This is a genomic window from Glutamicibacter sp. GQ173 (genome assembly GCF_059759215.1).
The window spans coordinates 184,155-196,635 of the sequence record NZ_JCAXDT010000003.1 but is presented as its reverse complement, the minus strand read 5'-3'; the positions used below and the strand labels follow the sequence as shown (position 1 = coordinate 196,635).

Below are 12,481 nucleotides of genomic sequence, written 5' to 3'. Positions count from 1 at the left end.
CCAACGACCGCGCTACTGGGCGAACTGGGTTTCATATAGTTGGGTGTAGCGTCCCCCGAGGTCAAGCAGTTCGGCGTGCGTTCCACGTTCAATGATTCGGCCGGCCTCCACCACGAGGATCTGATCAGCCGAACGGATGGTGGAGAGCCGGTGGGCAATGATCAGTGCGGTGCGGTTTTCCAGAGCCTCAGCCAAGGCGGCCTGCACAGCAGCTTCGTTGGCTGAATCCAAGGCAGCGGTTGCCTCATCGAGAATGACCACCTGGGGAGCAGCCAGCAGCAAGCGAGCGATGGTCATGCGCTGTCGCTCGCCACCGGAGAGCCGATAGCCGCGCTCGCCCACCACGGTTTCCAGGCCATCAGGCAGTGATTGAATGACCGGCTTAAGCCGGGCGCGTTCTAAAGCTTCCCAGATTTGTTCGTCCGTGGCCTCGGGCCGCGCCAAAGTCAGGTTGGAACGGATGGTTTCATGGAAGAGATGGCCGTCCTGGGTCACCATCGAAACTGAGGTGCGCAGTGAATCCAGCTTGAGCTGGCGGATATCCTCGCCCGCTAATTGAACGCTTCCCGAGTCCACGTCATAGAGTCGGGACAGCAGCGAAGCTACCGTGGACTTACCCGCGCCCGAGGAACCCACGAGAGCAAAAGTCTGCCCTGCTGGGATTTCGAAATTGATATCATGCAGGACTTCTTCGCCACCACGAGTATCCAGAACGGCAACTTCCTCCAGCGAGGCCAGCGAAACCTTCTCCGCGCTCGGGTAGGAGAAATGCACATGATCGAACTTCACCGGAATGGGTGCTCCGGCCTCCAGGCGACGTGCCTCGGGAGCATCAGTAATGAGCGGCTCCAAGTCCAGGACCTCAAAGACGCGGTCAAAGCTGACCAGGGCGCTGGTGATTTCCACCCGGGCGTTAGCCAGTGCAGTCAGCGGAGTGTAGAGCCGGGTCAGCAGCATGCCGAGGGTGACCACGTCACCGGCAGCCAGTTCGCCGCGAACCGCATACATTCCGCCCAGCCCGTAGACCAGCGCGAGGGCCAGAGCGGCAACCAAGGTCAGTGCGGTGACGAAGTAGAACTGGCGCATGGTCATCTTCACGCCAATATCCCGGACCCTGCCAGCATGCATGGCGAATTGCCTTGACTCATCCTTGGGGCTGCCAAAGAGCTTGATCAGCGTAGCGCCCGGTGCCGAAAAGCGCTCTGTCATCTGATTGCCCATGCTTGCGTTCAATTCCGCGGACTCACGGCGCATCAATGCTACAGACTTGCCGAAGTGGCGGGCAGGCAGAAGGAAAATAGGCAGAAGCACCAGCGCAATGAGGGTCACCTGCCATGAGGTGGTGAACATGACGGCCGCGGTGAGGATCAAGGCCACCGTGTTGGAGACCAATCCAGAAAGCGTACCCGCGAAAGCCGATTGGGCGCCGATGACATCGTTGTTCAGCCGGCTGACCAGGGCGCCGGTTCTGGTACGCGCAAAGAAGGCGACAGGCATTTTCTGGACATGGTCGAAGACCGCAGTGCGCAAGTCGTAGATGATGCCTTCGCCAAGCCGAGAGGAGAACCAGCGAACAATCACGGAAGTAATGGCATCCAACACCGCAATCACTGCCATGATGATGGCCAGATTGGCAATGGCGCGCACTCCGGACTGCGCCACGATCTCGTCAACAACCCGCCCAGCGAGCACCGGAGTCACGACAGCAAGCACGGCGGCGACCACCGAGAAGAGAACAAAGATCAGGAGCCGGGTTTTATACTCCGCTGCAAATTTCAGGACCCGCTTGGGCGTGGTTGCGGCGTAGGCTTTGCCTTTGTCGCCAGATAATTTCCATAGCGAATGCCAAGCGGCGCTTTCCATGCTCATGAATATTTGCTCGCAATCCTGCTCGGGGATTCGGTGGGTTCCACCTTGCCTAGTTTCCCAGCAACTCTTCTGCAACTTCTAGGTAGGGTGAGCTTATTTTTGCAAGGCAGACCAAGAAGGGCCTTGCCAGCGCCTCACTCTGGCTCGTTCGATGCATGTCCGGCCTCATTCCGCCTCCTTCACTTCCACGATCCAGAAGCTATTCATTCCGAATTGCGGAATTTCAATTTTTCATTGCGGAATCTTGTGATCTGACTTACAGTTGACAGCATCCACCACTCAGGCACATACCTCGGAGTGAGACTTCCCTCAGGAGCAGCCATGAAAATGAAATCGCCCGACGACTTGAACTTCCAAGAAACGTCAGCTAAAAAACCCTTCTACACGTCGTTGTTTTTCCAACTCGGCATTGCTATTGCAGCTGGCGTATTGATTGGGCATTTCCTTCCAAAAGTAGGATCAGAACTTCGCCCATTGGGTGATGGGTTCATCATGTTGATCAAGATGATCATCGCCCCGCTGATCTTCCTCGTGATCGTGACCGGCATCGCGGCCGTAGGCGACGTGAAAGCTGTTGGCCGAGTCGGGGTCAAAGCCCTGTTGTACTTCACCTGCGCCACCGTCTTCGCATTGATCTTCGGACTGATCGTTGCCAACCTCACCCAGCCCGGGGCTGGACTTAACATCGACCCTTCCACTTTGGATACGACTGCCCTAGAAGAAAAATCCGGGGAACCCAAGGGCGCAGCGGACTTCATTCTGGGGATCATTCCGGTGAGCGTCATAGGCGCCTTCGCCGAGAACAACCTGCTGCAGGTCCTGTTCTTCTCGGTCTTCTTCGGTGCAGCCATTGTCGTGGTCGGCCAAGAACGCTGTGCGCCATTGCTGGCAGTATTCGAAAATATCCTGGAACTGATCTTCAAGGTGATGAGCTGGGTAATGCGCGTCGCTCCCTTGGGCGCGTTCGGCGCCATGGGATTCATCATCGGCCAGTACGGCATTGAAACCCTGGGTACCTACGCAAAGCTGATTCTCGCCTGCTACGCGGCTGCCATTTTGTTCATCGGCATCTTGTTCCTGGTGGCATGGATCTTTGTCCGAGTCCCGCTGTGGCAATTCATCAAATACACCCGCGAAGAATTCCTTCTCGCGCTGGGCACCGCGTCGACTGAATCCGTGATGCCTCGCATCATGACCAAGCTGACCAACGCAGGTTGCTCCCGCGCCACAACCGGGCTGGTTGTACCTACCGGGTATTCCTTCAACCTTGATGGCGCAGCAATCTACCTGTCGATTTCCCTGCTCTTCTTGGCCCAGGCTTTTGGACATGACCTGAGCTTCGGCCAGCAGCTGGCAGCACTCGGTGTCCTCCTGCTGACCTCCAAGGGCATGGCAGGCGTTCCGGGCTCATCCTTCCTGGCACTGTCGGCCACCGCAGCTGCCTTGGGCATCTTCCCGGTCGCAGGCGTGGCATTGCTGCTGGGAGCGGACCGCATCATGGATTCCATGCGCGTTGCCGTAAACCTGCTCGGCAACTGCGTGGCAACTTTTGTGGTTGCCAAATGGGAAGGGCAGTTCGACCGCGAAACAATGAAGCGTGCCTTCGCAGGCGAGATCACCAATGAAGATACCGCCCGCATGCTGGGACGCGATGCGGAATGGGAGGCGATGGAAGCCGAACGCCTGGCCGGAGGAAACGCTCCATCGCCGAAGTTCGGCGGAGGGCCGACTCCGGATGCCTTGCCACGAATCGACATGCAACCGGCAACCGAAGCGGCTTCGGCAACACCGGACGAAGATTCATCACAGGTCGCAGCGCAGTCGAAGCCATGATCCTCAACCGGTTGTGACAAGACTTCATAAAAGAAGAGAGGCTGGTCGGCCAGCGGCGAAAGGTTATCCCTTTCCGCTGGCCGGCCAGCCTTTTAACGCAACTTCGACCTGACTGTTTTCAGTGGCCGCAGTTGCCGCGAGTGCGCCTAGATTGCGCTCCACCCGCCATCGGAAGCCACCACCACGCCATTAATGTTGGTGCTGTCCTCGCTGAGCAGGAAGGTTATGGACGCGGCCAGCTGGCTAGCGGTGGCCAGCCCCGGAATGATGCTCATGAGCGGGCCAATGGCTTCTTGGGCGAATACCGAATCCATCGGCGCCTCGATACTTGTCTGCACTGCGCCCGGGGCAACAGCGTTGAACCGCATCCCCTTCTTGGCATACATAACTGCCGAGTTCTTCGTCATTCCGATCACCGCGTGCTTGGATGCCGTGTAGGCGACTCCCGCAGCCGAGCCGCGCAGTCCAGCCTCGGAGGCAACGTTGACTACAGCTCCATGACCCGCGTCTAGCATCAGCGGCAGAACACTGCGAGTTAGCTTCAAGATGGAATTGACGTTCACGTTGAAGACCCGCTCCCAGGTCGCATCCTCAACTTCATGGATAGGCTCGAACTTGTCCATGATGCCCGCGACGTTTGCCAAGCCGTCGATTTTTCCTTCGCCAGCGGCAACAACGCGGTCAGCGACCTCTTGCTCGGTGATATCGCCAGTCACAACAACCAAGTCCAACCCGGGATTCTCAGCCACCAGCTGTTCCAGCCTGCCAGCGCTGATGTCAGCGGCAATAACTTTGCCGCCTTCTTTGGCCACGCGCAGTGCCGTGGCCTTGCCAATTCCAGATCCAGCTCCGGTAACGACGATCGTTTTGCCGGCGAACCGTCCTGCTGCGATCCGTTCCTGCCAAGTATTTTCCGTGCTCATCCCACGCCCCCATCTGCTACGCAACTGTCACGAACAGCTTATGACTCACAGTGTCATAATTCAATGGCCCATACTTGAGATATGCCGGACAGCAAAACTTCCACTTCCCCGCGCCTCTCCGGGCGGCCCCAATCCATCGACCCGGATGGCGTGGCCAGGATTGCCTTGGAATTGTTTGATCAACATGGCTATGCCCAGGTTTCAATGGCCCAGATCGCGGAAGCCTCTGGAATTGGGCGCAAGAGCCTGTACCGGTATTTCTCGTCCAAGGCCGATCTCGTGTGGGGTGGGGCGCTGGAGGCAATTTCGGTTTCCGAAGCCGCCCTGAACACCGGGCGGCAAACCGGGCTGGGCCTGATCGAGTCCCTGTACAAGGCCACGCTGACTGCCTTGAAGTCCTTGCCTGACTTGGAAGTTGCGCGTGGACGGCTGCGCTTGATCGCAGAGCAGCCTGAACTGCTCTCGCAAGCGTCACTGCGCATGTCTCCGGATCGGGAACGAACCAAACGGTTCTTCATGGAACATGGAGTGAACGAAGAGCAAGCCGAATACCTGACCATAGCTTTCGGCTCAGTTCTTTTCACTGCATGCGTCCGCTGGGCACAGTCCACCCAGCCAGATCCATCTCCTTTTCTGGCCAACGCCGTACAGGTTCTCCGGATGCCACAGGGGTGCGACTAGGAGGTGCCGGCGGTCCAGCGGTCATCAATCATGGCCGCAAAGTCGAAAACCTCATCGAGGATTTCGCGCAGGGTTTCATCCTGCGATTCGATCCATCTGACCAGGGCGTGGTCATAGAGGGTCAGCGCCAGCAACGCGGAGGTATCGGCCAATCGGGGGTTGGCACAAAAGGGATGCAGCGCGTGCGCCAACGCAGCCTGTTGCTCCCTGCGCGAATCCTGCCAGCTGGCCCGCAGCGCAGGGGTGCTCCAAACCAATTGAACTCGCGAGCGCATAGTGCCAGGGTCCTGGTCAGCAGCCACAACGGTTGGCTCTAAACTTCGGCGCAACAGCTCGAGCAAACTCTCGCTGGGATTCGATGCCATGGATTCGAGCATCTGGGAGAAGTGCATATTCATGGACCGCAATGCGGTCACCACGGCGTCTTCTTTTGAAGAGAAATACCTGAAGAATGTCGCACGGGAAATGCCAACAGCCTGGGCCGCCTGCTGGGCCGTGACGTTCTCCAACCCGCGCTCGGCAAAAACGGCATACACCTGCTGCGCCAGCTCGGTTTTCATCTTCTCGCGCACCCGATCGCGCACTACGCTGCCCATGGCAAGAATTTTACTCTGAGATCACCATCCAATAATGCGACTCCGTCTCTTTGACCTGATCAAACGATAAAACCGGCAGGCGTGTCGCATCGTTGCCGATTCACGATACTCAATAATTGCCCGATATTGATGCCCACCACCCACCACTTCGGTAGGCTCAAGAGCGGGCAGCAAATTCGATACGAAGGACGGGCATGGGACAGCAAGGAAGCATAAACAGCATCAAACTTGGCCAGGGGTTAAAGGTCACCAAACAGGGGTTTGGATGCATGTCCTTGAGCAGCGCCTATGGAGCTGCTGATGATGCAGAATCCCTGCGCACCGTGAACCATGTGATCGATTCCGGCGTCACCTTCTTGGATACCGCGAACATCTACGGCGCCGGGCACAACGAAAGCCTGCTCGCCGAGGTGCTCAAGACCCGCCGCAACGAAGTCACCCTGGCAACCAAAGCCGGGATTGTCCGACCCAAGAATTCGGGTGACCCGCGCGCCAATGGCTCCCCCGCTTTCATCAAAGAATGCCTCGACGAAAGCCTGAATCGCCTGGGCGTGGAACATATCGACCTGTACTACTACCACCGAGTCGATAGCAGGGTGCCAATTGAAGATACCGTCGGCGCCTACAAGGAACTGGTCGACGCCGGCAAAGTAAGCCATATCGGATTGTCCGAAGTGACCGCCGATGAATTGCGCCGCGCGCACAAGGTGCACCCGATCACCGCCATTCAAATGGAGTACTCCATTTTCAGCCGCGACATCGAACGCTGGTTGCTACCGGTAGCCAGCGAGCTCGGCGTGGGACTGGTCAGCTACGCATCCCTGGGCCGCGGTTACTTCACCGGAGAGGTTGATTCACTGGATCAGCTGGATGCGACCGACGTCCGCCGGAACTTCCCGCGTTTCGAAGATGCCCGAATGCAGAATAATCGTCCGCTGCGCGCAATCATCGAGGAAACTGCGCGGCGTGAAGGTATTACCACCGCCCAGCTCTCGCTGGCTTGGGTTTATGAGCAGGCCCGAATCCAGAACGTCGAGGTCTCGCCGATCCCGGGAACCCGCTTCCGCGCCCACTTCGATGACAATCTGAGGTCCTTGGATGTCCGGCTTTCGGCGGACTCAATGGCCACGCTGAACGCGTTGGCTGATCGAGTCGACGGCGAACGCCAAGCCGACATCTTGTCTGTATCCAAGGGACGCGAAGAACTACAGATGGTTGAAGAAGGGCGCGCCTCATGAAAATTGCCCTGGCCCAAGTGCTGAGCACCTCGGATCCGCAACGCAATCTGGTGATCGTGAGAGATCATGCCAAGCAGGCCAAAGAGTCGGGCGCCTCACTCGTGATCTTCCCGGAAGCCATGCAGATAGCCTTTGGACATGATCTAGCTCAGGCAGCTCAGACTTTAGATGGGCCGTGGGCTTCGCTGGTCCGCCAGCAAGCACGGGACATCGGCATCACCATCATCGCCGGAATGTTCACTCCGGGAGAAGAGGGAAAGGTTCGCAATACGCTGCTGATCGCGGGGCCTGAGGCCGATGCCCACTACGACAAGATCCACCTGTACGACGCTTTCGGCTATGCCGAATCCGACTCGGTGACCCCGGGAGATGCTCCGGTACAGTTTTCGCATCAGGGACAGGCTCTCGGCGTGGCCACCTGCTACGACCTCCGTTTTCCACAGCTCTTTATCCACCATGCCAATTCCGGTGCAATCGTGAACATCGTCTGCGCATCATGGGGTGCAGGCGAAGGCAAAGTTGAACAGTGGACTACCCTGGCCAAGGCTCGCGCCTTGGATTCGACCACCTTTGTTTTGGCAGTGGGCCAGGCTGATCCGGAAAGCATTGGACAGCAAGTGTCAGGCACCGCCCCATTGGGAATAGGGCATTCTGTCGCAGTGGATCCACTAGGCCGAATCCTTGCCCAGGCCGGCTCTGAGCCCGAATTGCTCGTGGTGGACCTAGATTTGGCCTTGGTTGAAAAAGCACGACAGCAACTGCCGGTGCTAGCTAATACCGTGGACCTTTAACGAGTCAGCCAATTCAGAATGTCGTTCCACACCGGTTCTCCAACACCGCGTCGCATCAAGCCATGGTGGCCAATGCTCGTGGCCCCGATCTCTTGAGGCGTGTAGGTGCGGCGTTCCACCGGTGCCCCGGTAACATGTTCGGCCAGCAAGTCCATCTGCTTCTCAGATGCCCACAAATCGTCACTGGCACCGACCGCAAGCATGGGCACTCGCAGATCTTCGGCCTTTCGCCTGGCTTGCATGCTGGGGTCATCGAAAAAGTAACTCTTTCGTAGTGTCCAGCTGCTCCAATCCAACATCGCCGCGCGCGGAATGTCCTCACCAAGCCCCAACTTCTGTCCAGGCATATAACCGCAAAGGCGGCTAAGAATTGGGCCCAGAATGTTCAGGACAGCGATCACTCGCAGACGCTCGGTCCATGGGGAGATACTGCGTAATGCTGCGACATGGCTGGCCGCGATGGCAAGAGCTTTGAGGTTGGCCGTTCCGTAATTGAGCACCAGCCCGTGCCCACCAACGCTGTGCCCAATGGCGTAGTGCGGCAGATCTGGATAGCGTTCAGCCGCCCACTGGGCGACCGCGGGAATGTCGCGCTGAATCCAGTCGCGCATCTTGATCTCATGATGAGATTTTGGCGAACCCGAGAGCCCGGTTCCCCGGTAGTCGTAGGTGATAGCCACAAGTCCTCTGTCCGCTGCATTCTGAGCAAAGGCACGATAGAAACCTTGCGGTGTTGCTGTTGCCGAATGAACCACCAAGACGCCAGTAATGTCGCCGCCAGGCTTGAACACTGTAGCTTGCACGCTATCTCGTGCAGTCACAAGGACACTGACAACTTCACTGGTGATGTTCTGGGTCAACATAGGGCCGTCCTATGCGGATGTTACTGACCAGTAAATAGTCCTCGGGGGCGATTGTCCAGTTATTCAGCGAGGTCGAGCATTGGCGCGCTTCGCCTGAAGCCACCGGTGACATATGCGAGATATGCCAGACCAATAACAATCCAAACAATCCCTATGACAAGCGACAGCGCGCTCAAGCTTGTCCACAGCCAGATAGTCAGAACCAGGCCAATCAATGGTAGAACCAAGTAATTGAATGCTGCCGCTGCTCCACGTTGGCGGTGAGCAAGGAAGAAGTACTTGATCACCGCAAGATTGACCGCCGAGAAAGCGACAAGCGCGCCGAAGCTGATCATAGCGGAAACCATTTCAAGGCTGGCAAATAGCGACGTCAGGGAAATGATGGAGACGATGATAATCGCGAAGGTGGGCGTCTTGAACCGGGGATGCAAATAGCCGAAGACCCTCTTCGGCAGCACGCCGTCACGGCCCATGCTAAAGAGGATTCTCGAAACCGAAGCCTGCGATACCAGCGCTGACCCAATGGCCCCGCAGATGAAGCCCGCAGTGAAGAAGATTGATAGGAACTGCCCGCCTGCAGTAAACACCACTTGAATAGATGCAGAATCGGCATTCTCAAATTGGTGCGACGGGTAGACCAAGTGCGAGATATAGGCCAGGGCAATGAACAAGAGTCCGCAGATCAGCGTTGTCAGAAGAATGGCACGCGGCAGATCCCGCTTGGGGTTGCGTGCTTCTTCAGCGAATGTGGTGATCGAATCGAAACCCAGGAATGAAAGACAGAGAATGGCTGCCCCCGCAGCAAGTGGTGCGAACCCCGATACATCACCAGTGCCGCGCAGCGGGGCCATCAGGTCAACACTGCCTTGTCCTCGCAAGTACGCAATCGAGAATCCGATGAACAGGATGATGAATAGGAACTGGAAGCCAATGATTACGATGTTTGTTCTAGCCACGGAGACAATGCCTATTACATTCAGGATCGTAACCAGCAGCATCCCTGCAAGCATGAACACCCATGGTGGAACCGCGGGGAAGAATTCGTTGAGATAGATCCCCAAAAGCAAGTAGTTGATCATTGGCAGGAAAAGATAGTCCAGCAGCAAGGCCCAGCCTGCCATGAAGCCGACATTCGCCCCGAACGACCTCTGGGTGTAGACGTACGCGGAACCGCCAACAGGAAACGCCCGGGACATCAAACCATAGGACCTCGCGGTGAAAAGCATCGCCAACAAGGTAATCGCGTAGGCCACCGGCAGGCGTCCGCCGGTAATTTCTGTAACGATCCCGTAGGTACTGAAGATCGTCAGTGGAACCATGTACACCATGCCAAAGAGCACAAGATTCGGCAGTCCTAGAACTCGGTGCATTTGCGTAGAACCATCGGGACTAGTCTCAGGCTTCTGTTGTAGTTGATTCATGGCAACCCTCCCTGCCAGTGCGTAGCCACGGAAAATCGAGCGAGACGCATTGCCAAGTCGAAGTAGGGCTACTAAATAATGAAGATCGTTCACTTAATGTAGTGACCATCATCACCGATAACAAGGGGCGGGGTGCGCTGGTCAACAGCATTTCGAGCACATGAACGGGTTTGAGCAAGGCGCGGAAAGCCCGTTATTCCGCTTGCTGAACGAGATTGACTAGGGCATTCAGCTTACTCACGCACAATGATTGCAGTGGCGGCTAGGGCGCCAAACCAGCGTGAATAAATTTATAAGATTAATTTGAAGGAAACATTGAGCAAGGAATGTTTCGTTGGCCTAGGCCTGGGCCACTTCACGCTCAACGGCCGAAATAATCGCTCGCAGCCCAAATTCAAACGACTGATCGCTAACTGTAGTTCTCGCTTGCCGGGCGTATTTTTCACCCAGATCCATGACTTCCCCGTGACTACTCTGCACAGCGCCTTCGCCATCTCCTGGCACTGTAGTCACATGTGCGCCTGGCGCGACAATGTCGAGCACGGCGCCAACAACCAGCGACTCGATAGCAACCATCATCATGAGAATGCGTGGTATGGCCACCCCCGCACGTCGCAAGATCCGGCCCATCTCGTCATAAACGACGCCCGACTCCGATTCCTCGGAAATCGGAGTTGCCACGATAAGTTCCGCCGCTGCGGGCACTTTCAGGAGCGCTTCCCTGAAAAGAACCGAGAAGTGGAATAGCGCCTCTGTCCACGGCAGATCCGCCAGCATGCTTCGGTCAATGGACCGCACGATGTCGCGCCTCATGAGATTAACCAAGTGTTGCCGATTATCAACGTGGTTGTAGAGCGCTGGCGTGCGCACGCCTAACGAGCGCGCCAATCGGCCCATGGAAAACTCTTCTGACCCAACCTCATCGAGCAAGGCAAAAGCCGCCGCGACAATTGCCCGCTGGGTAAGTATCGGCGTTACGGGACGTCCTGCGACTCTTTGCGACATGCGATTCTTCCTGCTTCGTTGGGTCCAATCAACCTCCATCAAACCATGGACAGCAAATTGAACCGCCGTTAGTCTCAATAATAATTAACATCATTAATATTTATTGGTAAGCCGATACATGCCCCTCACACCGCGCCCTGCGCACGAACAATACACGCGCTCGGCTCAGCGAAAGACGTATTAGCCAAGACCTTTGTTCCCTTGAAGCGCTCGGCACATACGTGGACGGCAAATTCGTCGACCTTGCGCCAAACCGGCCGAGGCCAACGTTATTTGAGCTCAGCATCCCCCAAAGCGCGGCGGCGGATGTCCTGCCGGTTGGTTATTGACCGGCGTCTTCCAGCGCGTCTGTTGGCGTCGCCGTCTTGCCTCGGCATCGCGGCCGCAGCTCGCTGGCTAGCGATCCGGCCACGATGAGCAGCGCGCCGGCGATGGCCACCGGTGGCAGCCGGTCTCCGGCGATACGCCCGATGATCGCTGCCCATACAGGTTCTCCGGCATAGATAATTGTGGCCCTCGTCGGAGAGACCGACTTCTGCGCCCAGTTCATCGCGAGCTGGATCATGCAGCTAGCCACGCCGAGGGCAACGGAAGCAATGACCCACACCCACGAGAACTCGGGGACCTGCTCACCGACGACAGGAACCGCCAGAAACCCGAGTGCCCCAGCCACCAATAGCTGGACTACGGTGACGCGCCCAAGATGCACCTTGCCGGCGAACCAGCCAATAAGAATGATCTCCAGGGCTATTGGCAATGTGCTGATAATCGTGACGAGCTCGCCCGTGCCGAAGGTGAAACCGACACTGCCGGGGTCGGCGAGGAGAACAAGCCCAATGAAAGCCAGTGACACGCCAATCCAGGTGAGCAGCCCTGGCCTCTTGTGGAAGACAACCCATTGCAGCAACGGCACCAGAGGAACATAAAGCGCAGAGATGAAGGCCGAGGTGCTGCTGTTGAGCGTCTGCAAGCCGGCGGTTTGCAGGCCGTAGCCGAAGAAGATCATGACTCCGATGGCCGAGCCGGCGCCTATTTCCCTCAGAGTCAGACCCTTGAGTACTCGCGCGAATAGCAGGGCGCTGATAAGGCCGGCAGTAATAAACCGCATTCCGACGAAGAACCATGGGCCGCTGTGCTGCACAGCAATGTGGATGATCAAAAAGGTTGCACCCCAGACAACTGTGGCAAGAACCAATACGGCTTCCTGGCGGGAAAACACGCGCCAGCGGTACTCATTGTGCAACATAATGCACAATCCTAT

At 57.1% G+C, this 12,481-nt stretch carries 10 protein-coding genes and 1 pseudogene; 4 read left to right on the top strand and 7 right to left on the bottom strand.

Annotated elements, in window-relative coordinates; genetic code table 11:
* Positions 1 to 12: 12 nt before the first annotated feature.
* The gene (locus AC6CHO_RS06915) at positions 13 to 1,869 is read right to left on the bottom strand and encodes an ABC transporter ATP-binding protein (protein ID WP_498214296.1); all 1,857 of its coding nucleotides are present in this window, start codon (positions 1,867 to 1,869) and stop codon (positions 13 to 15) included.
* A gap of 327 nt (positions 1,870 to 2,196) precedes the next feature.
* Between AC6CHO_RS06915 and AC6CHO_RS06910 the strand changes: the two genes are divergently transcribed.
* The gene (locus tag AC6CHO_RS06910; protein ID WP_498214451.1) at positions 2,197 to 3,702 is read left to right on the top strand and encodes a cation:dicarboxylate symporter family transporter; all 1,506 of its coding nucleotides are present in this window, start codon (positions 2,197 to 2,199) and stop codon (positions 3,700 to 3,702) included.
* A gap of 146 nt (positions 3,703 to 3,848) precedes the next feature.
* Here the strand turns inward: AC6CHO_RS06910 and AC6CHO_RS06905 are convergent, their stop codons facing one another.
* On the bottom strand, positions 3,849 to 4,625 hold the full coding sequence (locus AC6CHO_RS06905) for an SDR family NAD(P)-dependent oxidoreductase (RefSeq protein ID WP_498214295.1): 777 nt from the start codon (positions 4,623 to 4,625) through the stop codon (positions 3,849 to 3,851).
* Between the two features lie 81 nt (positions 4,626 to 4,706).
* Between AC6CHO_RS06905 and AC6CHO_RS06900 the strand changes: the two genes are divergently transcribed.
* Positions 4,707 to 5,306 carry a TetR family transcriptional regulator gene (locus AC6CHO_RS06900; protein ID WP_498214294.1) on the top strand — a complete coding sequence of 200 codons (600 nt, stop codon included), beginning with the start codon at positions 4,707 to 4,709 and terminating at the stop codon, positions 5,304 to 5,306.
* A 473-nt stretch (positions 5,307 to 5,779) separates the two neighbouring features.
* Here AC6CHO_RS06900 and AC6CHO_RS06895 read toward each other — a convergent pair.
* Positions 5,780 to 5,866: pseudogene (locus tag AC6CHO_RS06895) on the bottom strand (hypothetical protein); the annotation flags it as partial.
* Between the two features lie 305 nt (positions 5,867 to 6,171).
* Here AC6CHO_RS06895 and AC6CHO_RS06890 point away from each other — a divergent pair.
* Both AC6CHO_RS06890 and AC6CHO_RS06885 read left to right on the top strand, forming a co-directional pair.
* Complete coding sequence (locus AC6CHO_RS06890; RefSeq protein WP_498214293.1) at positions 6,172 to 7,140, top strand: aldo/keto reductase; 969 nt, start codon at positions 6,172 to 6,174, stop codon at positions 7,138 to 7,140.
* Positions 7,137 to 7,931 carry a carbon-nitrogen hydrolase family protein gene (locus AC6CHO_RS06885; protein WP_498214292.1) on the top strand — a complete coding sequence of 265 codons (795 nt, stop codon included), beginning with the start codon at positions 7,137 to 7,139 and terminating at the stop codon, positions 7,929 to 7,931. Before AC6CHO_RS06890 ends, AC6CHO_RS06885 begins: the two co-directional genes overlap by 4 nt.
* Here the strand turns inward: AC6CHO_RS06885 and AC6CHO_RS06880 are convergent.
* The 4 genes from AC6CHO_RS06880 to AC6CHO_RS06865 form a co-directional block, all read right to left on the bottom strand.
* Entirely contained in the window at positions 7,928 to 8,794 is an 867-nt protein-coding gene (locus tag AC6CHO_RS06880; protein ID WP_498214291.1) for an alpha/beta hydrolase family protein, read from the bottom strand. The genes AC6CHO_RS06885 and AC6CHO_RS06880 overlap by 4 nt on opposite strands.
* Positions 8,795 to 8,853: 59 nt before the next feature.
* A complete protein-coding gene (locus AC6CHO_RS06875; RefSeq protein WP_498214290.1) occupies positions 8,854 to 10,215 on the bottom strand; it encodes an APC family permease in 1,362 nt (453 codons plus the stop codon).
* Between the two features lie 339 nt (positions 10,216 to 10,554).
* Positions 10,555 to 11,220: a TetR family transcriptional regulator gene (locus AC6CHO_RS06870; RefSeq protein ID WP_498214289.1), complete on the bottom strand. Its 666-nt coding sequence runs from the start codon at positions 11,218 to 11,220 to the stop codon at positions 10,555 to 10,557.
* 322 nt (positions 11,221 to 11,542) lie between these two features.
* Positions 11,543 to 12,466: a DMT family transporter gene (locus AC6CHO_RS06865; protein WP_498214288.1), complete on the bottom strand. Its 924-nt coding sequence runs from the start codon at positions 12,464 to 12,466 to the stop codon at positions 11,543 to 11,545.
* Positions 12,467 to 12,481: the final 15 nt, after the last annotated feature.